The sequence below is a fragment of the Enterobacter sp. MGH120 genome (genome assembly GCF_001037725.1).
Lineage (GTDB): Bacteria > Pseudomonadota > Gammaproteobacteria > Enterobacterales > Enterobacteriaceae > Enterobacter > Enterobacter hormaechei_C.
The window spans coordinates 1,082,353-1,098,129 of record NZ_KQ089940.1 but is presented as its reverse complement, the minus strand read 5'-3'; the positions used below and the strand labels follow the sequence as shown (position 1 = coordinate 1,098,129).

18 protein-coding genes and 1 pseudogene are annotated in these 15,777 nt (G+C 53.3%); 7 read left to right on the top strand and 12 right to left on the bottom strand.

The genetic code is table 11. From position 1 onward, the window contains the following. Positions 1–5: 5 nt before the first annotated feature. The 9 genes and pseudogenes from SK54_RS05215 to SK54_RS05175 form a co-directional block, all read right to left on the bottom strand. Positions 6–356: a GPW/gp25 family protein gene (locus SK54_RS05215; protein WP_048246862.1), complete on the bottom strand. Its 351-nt coding sequence runs from the start codon at positions 354–356 to the stop codon at positions 6–8. Further along, positions 353–871: a phage baseplate assembly protein V gene (locus SK54_RS05210; protein ID WP_045334273.1), complete on the bottom strand. Its 519-nt coding sequence runs from the start codon at positions 869–871 to the stop codon at positions 353–355. Before SK54_RS05210 ends, SK54_RS05215 begins: the two co-directional genes overlap by 4 nt. Positions 872–1,057: 186 nt before the next feature. Continuing rightward, positions 1,058–1,828, bottom strand: coding sequence for a hypothetical protein (locus SK54_RS05205; RefSeq protein WP_039269721.1), 771 nt, complete (start codon positions 1,826–1,828; stop codon positions 1,058–1,060). A 148-nt stretch (positions 1,829–1,976) separates the two neighbouring features. After that, positions 1,977–2,426 carry a phage virion morphogenesis protein gene (locus SK54_RS05200; protein ID WP_048246859.1) on the bottom strand — a complete coding sequence of 150 codons (450 nt, stop codon included), beginning with the start codon at positions 2,424–2,426 and terminating at the stop codon, positions 1,977–1,979. Beyond that, complete coding sequence (locus SK54_RS05195; protein ID WP_048246857.1) at positions 2,419–2,883, bottom strand: phage tail protein; 465 nt, start codon at positions 2,881–2,883, stop codon at positions 2,419–2,421. The genes SK54_RS05200 and SK54_RS05195 overlap by 8 nt, the downstream gene beginning before the upstream one ends. Further along, the gene (gene lysC / locus SK54_RS22680; protein ID WP_074169550.1) at positions 2,846–3,091 is read right to left on the bottom strand and encodes an Rz1-like lysis system protein LysC; all 246 of its coding nucleotides are present in this window, start codon (positions 3,089–3,091) and stop codon (positions 2,846–2,848) included. Before lysC ends, SK54_RS05195 begins: the two co-directional genes overlap by 38 nt. A gap of 14 nt (positions 3,092–3,105) precedes the next feature. Further along, a pseudogene (locus SK54_RS05185) lies at positions 3,106–3,399 on the bottom strand (hypothetical protein); the annotation flags it as partial. A 176-nt stretch (positions 3,400–3,575) separates the two neighbouring features. Continuing rightward, positions 3,576–4,040, bottom strand: coding sequence for a hypothetical protein (locus SK54_RS05180; protein ID WP_048246854.1), 465 nt, complete (start codon positions 4,038–4,040; stop codon positions 3,576–3,578). Then, the gene (locus SK54_RS05175) at positions 4,018–4,410 is read right to left on the bottom strand and encodes a polymorphic toxin type 44 domain-containing protein (protein WP_017692645.1); all 393 of its coding nucleotides are present in this window, start codon (positions 4,408–4,410) and stop codon (positions 4,018–4,020) included. The genes SK54_RS05180 and SK54_RS05175 overlap by 23 nt, the downstream gene beginning before the upstream one ends. A 206-nt stretch (positions 4,411–4,616) precedes the next feature. Between SK54_RS05175 and SK54_RS05170 the strand changes: the two genes are divergently transcribed. Beyond that, the gene (locus SK54_RS05170) at positions 4,617–5,108 is read left to right on the top strand and encodes an Hcp family type VI secretion system effector (RefSeq protein ID WP_045327447.1); all 492 of its coding nucleotides are present in this window, start codon (positions 4,617–4,619) and stop codon (positions 5,106–5,108) included. A gap of 456 nt (positions 5,109–5,564) precedes the next feature. Beyond that, complete coding sequence (locus SK54_RS05165; RefSeq protein WP_048246851.1) at positions 5,565–6,734, top strand: coiled-coil domain-containing protein; 1,170 nt, start codon at positions 5,565–5,567, stop codon at positions 6,732–6,734. Here SK54_RS05165 and SK54_RS05160 read toward each other — a convergent pair whose 3' ends face one another. After that, the gene (locus SK54_RS05160; RefSeq protein ID WP_048246849.1) at positions 6,735–7,499 is read right to left on the bottom strand and encodes a siderophore-interacting protein; all 765 of its coding nucleotides are present in this window, start codon (positions 7,497–7,499) and stop codon (positions 6,735–6,737) included. Between the two features lie 145 nt (positions 7,500–7,644). On the opposite strand from SK54_RS05160, the gene SK54_RS05155 reads away from it, so the two are divergent. Continuing rightward, a complete protein-coding gene (locus SK54_RS05155; protein WP_015571917.1) occupies positions 7,645–8,139 on the top strand; it encodes a PadR family transcriptional regulator in 495 nt (164 codons plus the stop codon). On the opposite strand, the gene SK54_RS05150 is transcribed toward SK54_RS05155, so the two are convergent. Both SK54_RS05150 and SK54_RS05145 read right to left on the bottom strand, forming a co-directional pair. Continuing rightward, positions 8,136–9,695, bottom strand: a complete 1,560-nt coding sequence (locus SK54_RS05150; RefSeq protein ID WP_048246847.1) for a methyl-accepting chemotaxis protein — start codon at positions 9,693–9,695, stop codon at positions 8,136–8,138. The two genes, SK54_RS05155 and SK54_RS05150, sit on opposite strands and share 4 nt — an antisense overlap. A gap of 239 nt (positions 9,696–9,934) precedes the next feature. Continuing rightward, positions 9,935–11,455, bottom strand: coding sequence for a methyl-accepting chemotaxis protein (locus SK54_RS05145; RefSeq protein ID WP_048246845.1), 1,521 nt, complete (start codon positions 11,453–11,455; stop codon positions 9,935–9,937). Between the two features lie 422 nt (positions 11,456–11,877). On the opposite strand from SK54_RS05145, the gene ygjG reads away from it, so the two are divergent. The 4 genes from ygjG to SK54_RS05125 all read left to right on the top strand — a co-directional run bounded on the left by ygjG (position 11,878) and on the right by SK54_RS05125 (position 15,764). Continuing rightward, positions 11,878–13,257: a putrescine aminotransferase gene (gene ygjG / locus SK54_RS05140; RefSeq protein WP_047734829.1), complete on the top strand. Its 1,380-nt coding sequence runs from the start codon at positions 11,878–11,880 to the stop codon at positions 13,255–13,257. A 602-nt stretch (positions 13,258–13,859) separates the two neighbouring features. Beyond that, the gene (locus SK54_RS05135) at positions 13,860–14,402 is read left to right on the top strand and encodes a fimbrial protein BcfA (RefSeq protein WP_017382405.1); all 543 of its coding nucleotides are present in this window, start codon (positions 13,860–13,862) and stop codon (positions 14,400–14,402) included. 71 nt (positions 14,403–14,473) lie between these two features. Then, positions 14,474–15,007 (top strand): fimbrial protein, encoded by a 534-nt coding sequence (locus SK54_RS05130; protein ID WP_015571921.1) that lies wholly within the window; start codon positions 14,474–14,476, stop codon positions 15,005–15,007. A gap of 46 nt (positions 15,008–15,053) precedes the next feature. Continuing rightward, positions 15,054–15,764 carry a fimbria/pilus periplasmic chaperone gene (locus SK54_RS05125; protein WP_023304467.1) on the top strand — a complete coding sequence of 237 codons (711 nt, stop codon included), beginning with the start codon at positions 15,054–15,056 and terminating at the stop codon, positions 15,762–15,764. The last annotated feature ends 13 nt before the right edge of the window (positions 15,765–15,777 follow it).

Genomic DNA, 15,777 nt, shown 5'->3' with positions numbered 1-15,777 from the left:
AGCGTTTAACTCAGTGGAATGGTGAGGGAAAAGGGCTGGCCGTTAGCCGATCGCGTGCCGGTGATATCGACATACAGCCCGCCGTCGGTCTCCGACCGCTCAAAGGTGATGGTTGTCAGACTGACACGCGGCTCCCACTTCAGGATCGCGGAATAGCACGCGGCCATAATCTGCAATCGCAGTGCCGGTGTCTGCGGCTGGTCAATCAGTGCCGACAGAAGCGAGCCGTATTCACGGCGCATGACGCGCGAGCCAACCGGTGTGACGAGAATGTCGCGCACGCTCTGCCTGATATGCTCAACCTCAGAGATACTGAGGCCGGTCTGGCTGTTCATTCCGAGATAACGCAATGTCATATCGGTGCCCCCGTTGTTCCGCCACTATCGCCCGGGTGTTTATGAAGGTGCAGCACTTTGCCATTAGACGACAGTGACCCGCCAGTGTGCTCGATATTCCCGGACATCGTCCCGCCTTTCCGCACTTCGAGCGTGCCGGTCGTCAGTTTGTTGGTACACACCACCTCGGGTGTATTGAGAGTGATACGGGTCGAGGCTCTAACCAGCACCACCGGCACGGTGGCTGTAATGGAATCCGACACGGTGACATTGGCGGTTTTGATACCTGACACGGTGAGCGCGCCGCTTTCGGGTTCGTACTCAATGACAGCGCCATCGGGAAATGCCACATGTAACGCATCAGGTGAGGCTGATGGCGCAGGATGGTCGTCTGAGAAAATGCCTGGTAGCACAAAGGCCGTATCGAGTTCACCGCCGATGGCCAGCAATAACACCTGCTCGCCGATGGACGGAGCCCACCACACGCGAGAGCGACCGGCACGACAGGTGAGCCAGTTAAGCCAGGTGGTTTGCATGCCGCCGGTCTGGACACGACACAGCCCCTAGTCGTGGTCGACGTTGGTCACGATGCCGGTGCGGATGAGGTTGCGGATCGCGCGTGCGATTTATTGTAGAGAATTTAAATTATTCATACGGGAAGGATGCCGCTGGGAAAGGCCAGCGGCAATTAGGGCTGGATGTATGACTTACAGCACAACGATTTAAAAAGTAAAAAGGTCTCTGAGAGTAAATACGGGGTAAAGCAGGACATTCACAAAATTATCGACATTACCCTGAGAAGCAGAAAACATAACACCCGATAAGAAAACATAAGCAAGATACCCTCCACCTATCGACCTGACACAATATCTGAATATATCGTTGCCATCCCTTGCAACTGTGCAACCAAAGGCCAGATAAAAACCAAGGACAATTAAAGCAGGGCATGCAATGCTCGACACAATAATCAGCAGAAAACTCCACTGTTGTGTCGATGAGGTAGATATCAACCTAAAACCACTACCAAAGACAGACTCAAAAATCGAGTACAACTGAGGATAAAGGTGACTGTAATGAGCTATAGCTATTGATGAGCAATAAAAAATCACACTTAAAATGATGGATGCCAGAAGGTACATGACATCCCATCCCCTGTAAAAGCCATTAGCCCTAATCGTATAAAACACGCCAACAAGGCTTAGCAATGGAAGAATGAATACCAGTGAGCTGAGGAGGTTGACGTAAAACGGAGGAAACATATGAAATGTAATCGCCATTAAGAACGCGCTCAACTTCACAGAGAATGCCATCTCCTTTCTGACGCCTGTCATTGCTTGAGTGAAGATAACAGTATTGTTATCTCCATGGATGTCAGGGCTTTGGTTCCTGACATCGTTGCGCAGATTCAGATTAACCCTGGCAATTTTAAAACTGAATATTGCACCAACTGAAAGTGCAACCAGCGATCCAACACTAAACAAACTTTCAAACATTCCCTTTGCCTCTGCGTAATTATTAACGCATCAAGAATAATAAGCTCCGTATTTACCAGTCAAGATGAGGCTGACCACATAAATAACAGCTCCTCATGGCTTTGAGATATTTAACTTGACCTTAAAAACCAGTAATCATCAGGCTTTGCTAACTTTTTAAATATTCGACAATAATACTCTCAATACGTTGTTTATCCGTCTGACTAAATCCGAGTAACTGGCGCTCTGCATACTGAACATCCTGAGCGTGCGCGTTTGGCCGGTCTTTGAGGCCGTACTGATGGACACGCGCGATACGCTGCACTTTTCCGGTAAATTCCACCACAGCACCGTTTTCACGGCCACTGGCTTTCATGTACCGGTTAGTGCGTAGTTTTTGAAACATCGCCCGTTTAATTCGACCTTGTTTGGCTCTCAGTGGCTGGCGCTTTCGCGCCTGATACGGTGAGCCATCTGGGGCTTTTTGCTGTTTAATACGTTGCTGTTGCGCCGTTCTGAGTTGCTTCGCAATCTCACCGGCAAGCTTCCGGCGCCCTGCGGGTGACAGGGCGGCAAGCAGCCCGGCGAGCTTGTTATCAAAGGGTTTAAAGTCACTCATCCCACTTGCTCACCAGTTCGCCGTTGATATAGAGCTCTTTTGGACGCGTGACGGGTTCAGGCGGTGGCGGCTCCGGGGCATAGCTCACATGCAGCGCGCCGTTTTCCTCCCTGATGATGCGCTCGGTGAGCTGGAGGCTAATGCTGATATCAACCGTATCACCGTCGTTTAAATCCATCTGGAAGCGGTAGCCCTTTTTATGCCCCTCATCGAGCGTGCAGATATCCGGCTGGTTTTCCCTGAGCCACGCGGCTACCGGCACGAAAATCAAATCAGGGTCGCCTACGAAATCGCACACGATCACATTCAGGGTGTAAATTTTCTCGTGGGACAGGGAGGCCGCGAGCCGTGCATCGATATTCCCCTCGTCGGCAAAAATGCGCATCATCTCGGGGTTGGTTTTAAGCTGCGGGATGGCGTCAGTTAGCGCTTTTCGCAGGCTGGTTGCTTTCTTCATCGAGTTTATCCTGACAGGCTTTGACGGTTTCAATCTGTAACGCGCAGGCTGCGAGCGCGTGCTCAAGCCTGCGGATATCTGCACTCAGGTCGCCATTAGTGGCCGGGTCGCTTCCCGGCATCGGGCAATAGCTCACTTTCGGGCAGGCGCTGTAAACAATGACCAGCGGAGGCGCAACCGGCGCGGGTGTGCAGCCTGCGCACAACATCAGGCAGCTCAGCGCTGTATGCCGAAGGTCTTTCCGAGATTATCCAGTAGCTGATACCCCGTTCCGCTGTGGGTGAAATGTGGGATCGGACGGTCTAAATAATCTGCATCCGGCACGCTGAAGGTCAGGCCGCTGTGCTCTGTCAGCCAGCTGGCCACTTCGCGCAGCGTGGGGGGCTGGAAGGAACATGGCCAGAGGCGTTCGAATACGCCGACCAGTTTACGAACAAACAGACGCTGAAAGCCGTTTTCAGCAGGTTGCGAGCGTTCCACGTACCCGGTAAACCAGCGCAACACCAGATCGGTGTATCGCCGCCGCTGTCTGGCTGGATATCCGCTGCTGAATCGCCTGGCTGATATGGGGCAGACCTTTGCCCGGTGGATGCAGCTGTTTCCCAAAAATCGCACGGGTACGCCGTGAAAACTTACACGCGGCTCATCGGGTCATTGACCCGACCGCAAGGGATTTTTAAATAAATATTTATCTATCGACTAAATTTCCCCTTGTCCCAGCTCTCGCCACGGGCCGTTAAGTCAATTGACGGCGCGGCCGCTATTCCCTCAGCATCATAAAAAAATGCGGACGTTGTAAAGCTGTACACAGTGCCGTGAACAGTAAATGAGATATTGTTGCCTATGCCTTCAACTTTTGCGCGGGCGGTATTCGCTGTAAGCGTGGGCGCGATATGTTGTTTTTCGAGAGCCACCAGCGGATCACCGTCAATCTTACTCGCTAAAAAATAACGATACACTTCCCCGGTGGTCATGTTCGAGCCGTCATGCTCAGTAATGTATAACCAGGTCCGGGGCGTGAGCTGGCGAACTTGATATAGCCGATCACTAACAGTTAAACGCTGTATATGTTGGAAATAACAGTACCCCGCGACCGCCAGGGCCATAAGAATAGTGGCGATCCAGTGCAGCGTCCTAAAAGTGATGCTGTTTAACATAGTCGATGCCTTGCTTTATCCAAAATTGGTCAATCGGATCATCACCAAACGGCGGGGTCCCCGTGAAATTACCCCATTCGGGTCTTGATGTGCCGGCTTTCCACTGCGCCGCGCCGGCAGCAATAAGCAAAATCTTTGCAGGGATGCACGCTGCATAACCCACAGCGCCGTAATGGAAATTCCCGAAGTCAGCATAAGCCCGTTTATGTTGTTTGTAATCCCACGGCCCGCCGTTTCTTACTCGCTCATAAAACCACGTATACGTAAGCGGGGCGGCCATATTCTGGACTTCGTGACGCGCCCGCGCGAGCCTTATGTGTTCGCGCAATATCTCCAGCCCGCGGGGTGGATAAATCGGTATACATGCCATCGTTCTTCCTTTCTGCCAGGCAAAAAGGGCAACATAAGAGCAATAACGGTAATGCGTACTGCTGAAGATCAATTTATTAATTTTATTTGCAACATCAATAAGTAACGAAATTAAATAACACGAACCTATAACACAATTTGTATCACCTGCGATCCGTATTTAGTCATTAATGAGGGTTTACCCTCAATGGAAATGGAGTTTTAAAAATGGCTATTCCTGCTTATCTATGGCTTAAGGATGATGGCGGCAACCCGATTAAGGGATCTGTGGATGTTCAAAATAGAGAAGGTAGTATAGAGATCCTCTCTTTTAGTCACGGCTTGTTAGTTCCGACCGATAACAACACCGGCAAGATCACCGGCACGCGCTTACATGCGCCGCTCGTAATTGAAAAAGAGTTTGATAGCTCCAGCCCGTATCTCTACAAAGCGGTAGCCACCGGCCAAACGCTGAAAAGCGCAGAGATCAAGTGGTATAAAATCAACGATGCGGGCCAGGAGGTTGAATATTTCAATATGCTGCTTGAAAACGTCCGGGTAGTCAGCATTAACCCCGTCATGCATAACTGTAAAGAGCCAGCGTTACAGATACACAATCATAATGAGGGAATACAGCTCCGCTATGAGCGGATCACCTGGAAGTATTGCGATGGGAACATCCAATACTCGGATGCGTGGAACGAGCGGGTTACAGCGTAAAAAAAGGGCGGTTAATCCGCCCTGTATTGTTTTTAGTGCCAATTCTTTCGCCCCCTCGGTTTGCCAGCACGTAGCCTCCCCTCGATGGCAACACCCCGCGCGATCACCTGGTGCCAGCTCTCTGCACTTCTTATACATTTGGGGTATTTTAATCATGCTTAATGCTGTTAAGCATTCTCTGGCAGTTATTGCGGCGTACCGCTGCCGCTGCACGCCTCCAGAACCCCAAATTTTCGAGTTTCTCGGCTCACGCATTCAAAAGTAAACTCTATGGTCACATTTAACCTCGCGCTCCCCGTTCCAGAAGGAAGATTTAATAACTCTCACTCTTTCACAAACCCTAAAAACTAAAGAAATCCCCCATCGCGCCGATCATCATCCGTGTGTATTATTTCCTGTAGCTTTTACAACAACTAACCTTAACTCAAATACTTAAGCGCCAGAGCGAAAGGCATCATGAGCACACCGATCAAACGGCTAGAAATCATTAAAAATGCCATTGAGCTGGAAGATGACGACATCATCCGGAGCCAGCTGAAGCGTCTCAAAGAGGAAGCCTTTGACGATGATCTCCTGTCCATCGTCGCGGCGCTTGAGCAGAAAAACTACACCGCAGCCCTTCGCGCTATCACCGCCTGGCTGCAAAGCCAGCGCGCCGTTACCCCGTGGCGTGACCCACAGCTGGCGGCCAGCAAGCTGGAGCTGAAAGCCCTGGAAGAGCGTCTGCGCGATCTGATTGATCGCCGTAACGCCCGGGTACAGCAGCTAGATGAGTTCAACGATCTCTATTTCTCCCGCCTCGGGCCGTTGATGCAGCAGATCCTCGCCCTGCGTAAAACGCTGGCGGAGCTTAACCTGCGTCGTCAGCAAGCGGAGACGCGTCGTCGGGAAGAGGATTACCGCCGCTGCCAGGACTATATGGCGCAGGCCGTAGAGGTTCTGACAACGCTCACCCGGCGCTGGCGAGATCTGCCTGCGGATTCCGTTCAGGCGGCAGAGGCGCGCAAACATCTTCAGCAGCAAAGCAATCTGATTGCCAACCTGCTGGCCGAAGCAACGGAGCTGGAGACCGGTTTAACGCGTGAAGAAGAGCCGGCACGTCAGGCGCGCGATGAGGCCAACGAAGAGTACAAGAAGTATCGCGAACAGCATCATGATGCCGAAGTTCGCCTGCGTAAAGGCAAGGATCTCTCTGAAGAGGATCGGAACGAGCTGAAGCGGCTCTGGCGTCAGGCGAGCAAGCTATGCCACCCGGATCTGGTTGCCGATGATTTAAAAGAGGAAGCCAACAGGATGATGGTGCAACTCAACCAGGCCAAACAGCGCGGCGACGTGAAGGCCATTCGCTCGCTGGTCGCCCGTCTGCAACAAGGATTCGAACCGATGATGGCAAGCGACAGGCTGAACGACCTGGAACGTATTCGTAAAAAGATGGCGCAGGTGCGTGAGCAAATCGACACCCTGGTGAACGAGCTGGCAGAGCTGGAGAAAGAAGAGTCCTGGCTGCTCGTCTCGTCGCTCAGCAATATGGAAGCCTACTTTGCCCAGCAGGAGAAAGCGCTGAAAGAGGTATGCGCCTCGCTCGAACATCAGGTGAGCGAAGCGCAGCTGGATCCCGCTGCCTGATTATTTGGCGTGCCAGTACGCGCTGGCACGCACCAGCTGCGGGTCAATTGCGTCGCTTTCAAACTGACGGCTCAGGCGTTTCACCACCTTCCCCTCTCCGGTCAGCCAGATAAAGTAATCCTCTTCCGGCACGGCCAGCGCGGCAAGATGGTCGGCCACCGCCTGCTCGTTGTGGCCGATAACCCAGGTGATGTTGAACCCGCTCAGGTGCGCCAGATAGTCCTGATACGCCGCATCGCCCACGGTGACGATGGCGTGGATCGCCGGGCGAACAGGCAGTTTTGCGATGCCTTCTAAACGGCGGCGCAGCGCGGGCATCCCCGACTCGTCGCACACGTACAGCTGCCAGGCGTAATCTTCCGACACCACCAGCGAACCGCGCGGCCCGCCGATGGTCAGCTTGTCGCCCACCTTAGCCTCCACCGCCCAGTTGCTGGCAATGCCGCCATCATGAACGAAGAAATCGAGCGCCAGCTCATGTTTTTCGTCATCGTACAGCGGGGTATAGTCACGCGCCTGCGGACGCACGCCGTCGCCCCAGTCGATGCCTTCATCGGTCACCACAGGCGGCACGAAAGTGGTGCCCGGTGCCGGGAAAAAGACTTTGGTATGGTCGTCAAAGCCGCGAGAGCTAAAGCCCTCCAGCGCCTCGCCGCCTAGCACAATGCGCTGAAATCCTGCGCTGACTCGCTCAGTGCGCAGCACGTTCAGCTCACGAAAACGCAGGTCATTGCGGACACGTTGAGGGTAACGGGTAGATGCCATGTTGATGCCCTTCTCAGGTGAATACGATATATCGGAATGAATTCTTAATGATAATGATTGCTATTAACTAAGAAATCAAGATTTTTTAGATTGCATCTGAATATATCTTAGATATAGTTTAGATATATCAAATTAAGGAAAAAACATGCGACACGAACACGACGGCGGCGGACGCCGGCCACGATTTTTTGGCCATGGCGATTTGCGGCTGGTGATCCTGGATATCCTGACCCGCAACGCGAGCCATGGTTACGAACTGATCAAAGAGATCGAAAACCTGACGCAGGGACATTACACGCCAAGCCCTGGCGTGATCTATCCGACGCTGGATTACTTGCAGGATCAGGCGCTTATCACCATTACCGAAGAAGAGAACGGCCGTAAGCGGATTGCGATTAACGCCGCCGGAGAACAGTGGCTGGATGACAACCGGGAACAGCTGGAGCAGATCCAGACGCGTATCAAGGCGCGCTCCGTCGGTTTCCAGCTGCGCAAAAACCCGCAGATGAAGCGGGCGCTGGATAACTTCAAAGCGGTACTGGATCTGAAGGTTAATCAGGGAGAGCTCAGCGACGCGCAGTTGAAACAGATTATCGGCGTGATTGACCGCGCGGCGCTGGAGATCTCCCAGCTGGATTAAGCCAGCACGCCGTCGCTCACGCGGAAAACGCGGACCAGCTCTTTCAGGTGCATGGCCTGTTCGTTAAGGGATGCCGCCGCCGCAACGGACTCCTCCACCAGCGCGGAGTTCTGCTGGGTGGTGGCGTCTATCAGGCCAATCGCGCTGTTGATCTGCGAGATGCCTTCCGTCTGTTCGTGGCTGGCCTGGCGAATCTCACGCAGGATTACGTCCATCTCCTCTACGTTGCCGACCATGCCGTTGATAAGCCCGCTGGCCTTCTCCACAAGGTTCATGCCGTCCTGCGTCTGGCTTGTGGAGCTTTCAATCAGCTGGCGGATCTCACTCGCAGATGTTGCACTTTTCTGCGCGAGCTGGCGTACCTCGCACGCCACCACCGCAAAGCCACGACCATGCTCACCCGCGCGCGCCGCTTCGACCGCCGCATTCAGCGCCAGAATATTAGTCTGGAAGGCAATGGCGTCGATCAGGTCGATAATGTCGGACATCCTGTTCGATGTTTCGTTAATCAGTCGCATCTTGCTGGTGACCTGCTTCATCATCTCGCCGTTGTTTTTGACCACAGCAGCCGCATCGGCAGACAGGTTCGTCGCTTCTCCGGTGTGGGACGCGGTGTTCTTCACCGTAGCGGTGATCTGCTCCATCGACGCGGCCGTTTGTTCAACGGAACTGGCCTGCTCCTCCGTGCGGGCAGCCAGATCCTGGTTGCCCGCGACAATTTGCGCGGCGGCGCTGGAGATGTTTTCCGATCCGGTTTGCACCTGCTGCACAATCTCCAGCAGGCGCGTTTTCATCTCCATCAGTGCGGTGAGTAGCAGTCCGGTTTCATCTTTACCGTGCGAGATAATGCTGCCGGTGAGATCGCCATCGGCAATGGCCTCCGCAAAATTCACCGCGTCGTTCAGCGGTCGGGTAATGGATCGCACAATGAACCAGCCAGTCAGGCTGGCTGCCGCGACGCTGAAAAGCGTAATCAGGACCAGCAGGAGACGATTGGTGCGGAAATCGCCTTCCACCTGCTCGCCCGCACTCTGCATTTCATGGTCCTGGATCGCAATCAGCGCCTGCACTTTCGCTTTATAGGACTGTTGCAGATTCAGGGTGTTGGTCATCATTTCGTTTATCGCGCCCGCACGGTCGTTATTCTGCACGGCCTGCAAAATGCGGTAGCGCGAGTCAAGATATTGCTGGCGTACGCCGTGGATATCGGCCAGCACCTGTTGGGATTTTTTATCCTTGAGAGCGTTGTCCAGCTCGCTCAGGATTGCGGAGATGCGCTCGCTGATCGCCTTCAGACGCTGCTCTGATTGCGCCGTGTACGTCCCCTGTTCGTCCAGCAGCATGAGCTGCTGCGTGCTTATAAATTCCTGAAAGTTGTCGATTAACTGGTTCGCTTTTACCGTCGTTGGATAGTCGCTGGTAAGGATGGTTTGCATTCCATTGTTTGCCCGATTCAGGCTCATCAGAGACAAGCTTGCGCTGACGACCATCAGGACAATAAATAATCCAAACGCCAGAAATAATTTCGTGCCGATCTTTACGTCATGTATGAACATATTTACCCCATCGATGTGATTATTTCTCAGACGATCGCTGTTATCGACAGGAAACACGCTAACTTTATGACTTTGATCGTTTTTTTATTTTTCACTCTCAATGAATCTGGATTGTAACAATTAAAAACCGGGCACTTTTTTTAGTTACTTAATATTTCATTAACAACATAACTTATTCTGAAAAACAAAAAAGCCGTTTACCCCGGAGGAATAAACGGCTTTATCGAAGCATACATTTCTTAATGCAGCACGGTAACCGCATCTTCAAGACGTCCGGCCCGGTGCTTAACCATCGCGGAAATCTGCGCGCTCTCTTCGACCAGGTCAGCATTTTTCTGCGTAATGCTGTCCAGCTCTGCCACGGCACGGGTCAGCTCTGTCAGGCCTGTCGCCTGCTCTGAGGTGGCGTGGCTGATCTGCGCGATAAGCTGCGTGACGTTTTTCACCTGCCCGACAATATCATCCATGGTACGTCCCGCGGCGTGGACCTGATCGGCGCCCGACTGCACTTTGCTGGCGCTGGCGTCGATCAGCTTGCGAATATCGTTAGCCGCGTTCGCGCTGCGGCTGGCAAGATGACGCACTTCGCCCGCCACCACCGCAAAGCCTTTCCCCTGCTCGCCCGCGCGTGCCGCCTCAACCGCGGCGTTCAGCGCCAGAATATTGGTCTGGAAGGCGATATCATTGATAAGCGAGGTAATAGAGCCAATGCGCTGGGTACTGTCGGCAATGTCATCCATGGTTTTCACCACGGTCTGCATCACGGTGCCCCCCTGCGTGGCCGCGCTGCTGGCGGCCATCGATAGCTTGTCGACTTCGGCTGCGGTCTCAGAGTTACTCTGCACCGACGCCGCCATCTGGTTCATTGTTGCCACGGTCTGCTGCACGTTAGCCACGGTCTGGCGCGTGCGGTCGTTGAGATCTTCATTGCCCTGCGCCAGCCTGTCGCTGCCGTCGCGCACGCTCACCACCTGGCTGGAGACGTCGTTGATCAGCCAGCGGCACATCAGCCCCAGCTGTCCGACGGCCCGCAGCGTCAGCCCCAGTTCATCGCTGCGGTTAAGATGCTGCACGCTGTTACGCTCTCCGGTAGCGACCCTGAGCGCCTGCCGTGCGACGTTTTCCACCGGGCGGACAATCTGTTGCTCAAACACCAGGGTGCCGAGCAGCATCACCACGGCTGCCGCCGCCAGCGAAGCCCAGCCCGCGGCACTGGCAACCAGCGTTGCGGCCATCACCGCGAAAAGTACCGCCATTACGCTACGCACGCGCCAGCGCAGCGGCATCGCCGGTAGTTTGCCGAGCCAGCCTTTGCGCACCACCAGCCCTTTATGAATGCGTTTTTTGCAGCGTCCTTCGTTGAGCGCCTTATAAAGCGGCTCCACCGCGGCGACCTCGTCCTCGGTGGCGCGGGTACGAATGGACATATAGCCCGTCATCTGGCCGTTACGCACCATTGGTACCGCATTGGCGCGTACCCAATAGTGATCGCCATTTTTACGTCGGTTTTTGACAATCCCGCTCCAGGGTTCGCCCTTTTGCAGCGTGTACCACATGTCGGCAAAAGCCGCTTTCGGCATATCCGGATGACGCACAATGTTGTGCGGTTGCCCGAGCAGCTCCTGGAGCGTAAAGCCGCTCACTTGCACAAAGGTGTCGTTAGTGTGGGTCATGTAGCTGTGGAGGTCGGTGGTCGACATAAGCGTGGTGTCATCGTCCAGCGGATATTCATTCTGGGTGACATAGTCAGGAGAGGACATAGTGAGCATCCCTTGCAGGTTATTTGAATGTTAATTTTGTGGCTTATGTTTTTTCGGCGATAAAAAATTTATCTTTAGTTGTTAAATATGATTGAGATCGCAAATCTCGGTTAAACCGCACTTTTCGTGCGTTTTTCTAATTAATTGATTTAAAATACTTTCGGCATGAAACTACCTACAAAGCATGATACCCCGGTGCACACTTAAGGCGCATTCCCTGCCCTGGAGCAGTGCAATTGACGACACCCCATCCCCGGCTCGTTATCCCTTATCCCGTGCGGCGCGCGATGGCATGATTAAATATTGTGCAACTTTGATTTCACCTGGCGTTTATCCCGATTTTTGTTAAGGCATCTGAGGTGGCGTAATCCCTGCAATACTTAACTCAGTATCATGTGATACGCGATCCCCGGGAGCATATTTTGAACAGGTTACCTTCCAGCGCCTCGGCTCTTGCCTGTACCGCGCACGCACTGAATCTCATTGAGAAGCGAACGCTTGATCATGAGGAGATGAAACAACTTAACCGTGAGGTCATTGATTACTTTAAGGAGCATGTGAATCCAGGTTTTCTGGAGTATCGCAAATCTGTTACCGCCGGCGGGGATTACGGAGCCGTAGAGTGGCAAGCGGGCAGTCTGAATACGCTTGTCGACACCCAGGGACAGGAGTTTATCGATTGCCTGGGGGGTTTTGGTATTTTCAACGTGGGGCACCGTAATCCAGTTGTGGTTTCCGCCGTACAGAATCAACTTGCGAAACAACCTCTCCATAGCCAGGAACTGCTCGATCCGCTTCGCGCCATGCTCGCGAAAACGCTGGCAGCCTTAACGCCCGGTAAGCTGAAATACAGCTTCTTCAGCAACAGCGGCACCGAATCGGTCGAAGCGGCGATTAAACTCGCCAAAGCGTACCAGTCGCCGCGCGGGAAATTTACCTTTATCGCCACCAGCGGCGCGTTCCACGGGAAATCCCTGGGCGCACTGTCGGCGACCGCTAAATCAACCTTCCGCAAACCGTTTATGCCGCTGCTGCCGGGCTTCCGCCACGTGCCATTTGGCGACATCAACGCCATGCGCACCGTGCTGAGTGAATGCCGTAAAACCGGCGACGACGTGGCGGCGGTGATCCTGGAGCCGATTCAGGGTGAAGGCGGCGTGATCCTCCCGCCGCAGGGCTATCTGCCCGCCGTGCGTCAACTGTGCGATGAGTTCGGCGCGCTGCTGATCTTCGACGAAGTGCAGACCGGGATGGGGCGCACCGGCAAGATGTTCGCCTGCGAGCACGAGAACGTTCAGCCTGACATTCTGTGCCTGGCGAAAGCGCTCGGTGGCGGCGTGATGCCGATTGGCGCAACGGTCGCCACTGAGGAGGTCTTCTCGGTGCTGTTCGATAACCCGTTCTTACATACCACCACCTTTGGCGGTAACCCGCTGGCCTGTGCGGCGGCGCTGGCCGCCATCAACGTGCTGCTGGAGCAAAACCTGCCCGCGCAAGCGGAGCAGAAAGGCGACATGCTGCTGGACGGCTTCCGTCAGTTGGGCCGGGAATATCCGGATCTGGTACAGGATGCGCGCGGGAAAGGGATGCTGATGGCGATTGAGTTCGTTGATAACGAAACCGGTTATAGCTTCGCAAGCGAGATGTTCCGCCAGCGGGTACTGGTGGCGGGAACGCTTAACAACTCGAAAACCATCCGCATTGAGCCACCGTTGACGCTTACCATTGAGCAGTGTGAGCAGGTGCTGAAGGCGGCGCGTAAAGCGCTGGCGGCATTACGTATTGCCGTAACATCCGCCTGAACATTTATTTTTCCTGCCCTTTTAGCAGTATCAGGGCGATATGCAAAGAAATCCCTGGGATACGCCAGGGATTTCTTTATGCAGTCAGACTGAGGAATAATGTGCATAAGTGCAAACACGGTTCATCATATAAATTTAAAATATTTCTTTATGTAATATCAGATTGTAAAAGCAGCCGGATAATAACACCACCGCATTCCCAACGCATGTCCGAATAATGACAGCCGTAACGTCTTGCATTATTAACAAAACCACGATGACATTCATCGCAGACATTAATAAAACCGACCAGCGAATAGAAATGCGGTTCTGACGGCGTGCAATATCATTCAAACAAATAAATTATGAGTTAATTTTATATTTAGTAAAACTAATAAAACATCAACCCATTATCACATTGATATAATATTATTTAATCCGTAGAATCCCCTCATTCATCAGCGCAGTGGCGGATGATATAAAACCAGTAACAACGCCCTGGGTAAAAATAATATATTAATCTAAAAACATATCCTATACCACTGCCTCGAAAAAAGATTCACATGACATTGTGAATATATTATTTCAATTGACAGCATGATGTTTATCTAAAAAGGATTTGTATGAAAAAGCAAGTTATAGCAATGGCTGTTGCCGGCGCGCTGGCTGGTGGCATGGCAATTAATGCGCAGGCCGATACCGTTACCGTTTCCGGCGGGACCGTCAACTTTGTCGGCCAGGTGGTAAACGCCGCCTGTTCCGTCGCGGCTGACTCCGTAGACCAGACCGTTACCCTGAGCCAGGTGCGTACCGTCAAGCTGACAACGGTCGGCATGCAGGCCAACCAGAAAGAAGATTTTAAAATCGTTCTGGAAGATTGCGACGCCACCGTTAGCCAGAATGCCGCCGTGATCTTTAACGGCCAGCAGGACCCTGCTGTAGAAGGCAGCCTGGCGAACACCGCTGGCGCAGGCTCGGCCAAAAACGTTGCGCTGCAACTGTTCGGGCCGGACGGCCAGGCGCTGAACATTGGCGATACCTCCTCCAACGTTAAGCTGATCAACGGCGAAAACATCATCCCGCTGAGCGTGGATTACGTGGCCACAGGCGCGGCCGAGCCGGGCAACGTCTCCTCCGTCGCAACGTTCCAGATGGTTTATTCCTGATTCGTTAGCCGATCTCGCTTCTTCGCCTGCGGGCGGAGAAGCGTTGTCCGGCAAGCGTTAGAGAGTTCGCAATGCAGCAATCCATAAATCGGGCGCTGCTGATAGCCGGCACTGCGCTTTTTGCCGTATTGCCAGCCGCGGCAAAGGACGATGGAAGCGTGACCTTTCAGGGTCAGGTCGTCAATGCGGCCTGTTCCGTCAGCATGGATTCCCAGGATCAAATCGTGCATATGGGACAGGTACGCAATAGCCAGTTCATCGCCGCCGGTGACTGGGCCAAACCGGTACCCTTCTTCATCACGCTGGAAGCATGCGACACCAGCGTAAGCCAGCGCGCCGGGGTGCTGTTTAGCGGCGAGTCTGACAGCAACGATCCCCAGGTTTTTCGCGCGGGCTATGGGCCTGGCGCCGCCACCGGGATTGGTATCGGTCTATTCGATGCGATGGGGAACCTGGTAAAGCCAGACACCGCGCCCCCCTGGTACAGACCTTTGCAGGACGGTGAAAACCGGCTGAGCTATATCGCCAGGTATCGCGCCACCGAAGATAGCGTCAACGCTGGTACCGCGAACGCGCAGGTCTGGTTCATCGTTTTTTACCAATAACTGACTCACAGGCAAGAAGCCTGACACATGAGAAACTGAGGGAACAATGCGTATCATTACATCACGCTGTAAACTGACTTGTCTGATAGCTGGCGCGCTAACGGCTCTGTTCGCGATGGGGGTGGCCGGTTCTGCCAGCGCAGGCGGTATCGCGCTCGGGGGAACCCGGGTGATTTATCCCCAGGGTGATAAGCAGGCTTCATTAGCCATTATTAACTCTTCAACGAATACCACTTTTTTAATTCAGAGCTGGGTGTCCAATGCCGAAGGGGCAAAATCAGCGGATTTTGTCATTACGCCGCCGCTGTTTGTTATCCATCCTAAAAAAGAGAATACCCTGCGTATTATGTACGTGGGCCCCGATCTGCCTGTCGATCGTGAAAGCGTTTTTTATCTGAACAGCAAAGCCATTCCTTCCGTCGAGAAAAATAAGCTTTCCGGTAATACGCTACAAATTGCCACCCAGAGCGTTATTAAACTTTTTATCCGGCCGAAAAAATTGCCGTCGCTCTCTATTGATGCGCCCAAAACATTAACCTGCTCAGTCACCAATGGAAAAGTCACTATTACCAATCCATCGCCTTATTACGTTTCGTTGGTTCAGTTTTTCGTCGGCAGCACGCAACTGGCAAATAACATGGTAGCGCCCAAAAATAACCTGGTGGTGGAGATCCCCGGTGGCGGCACTGGCAGCGTGAGGTTTCAGACCGTTAATGACTTTGGTGCCAACACGCCCGTTCAGTCATGCGCGAAATAAGTCGTATACGGCG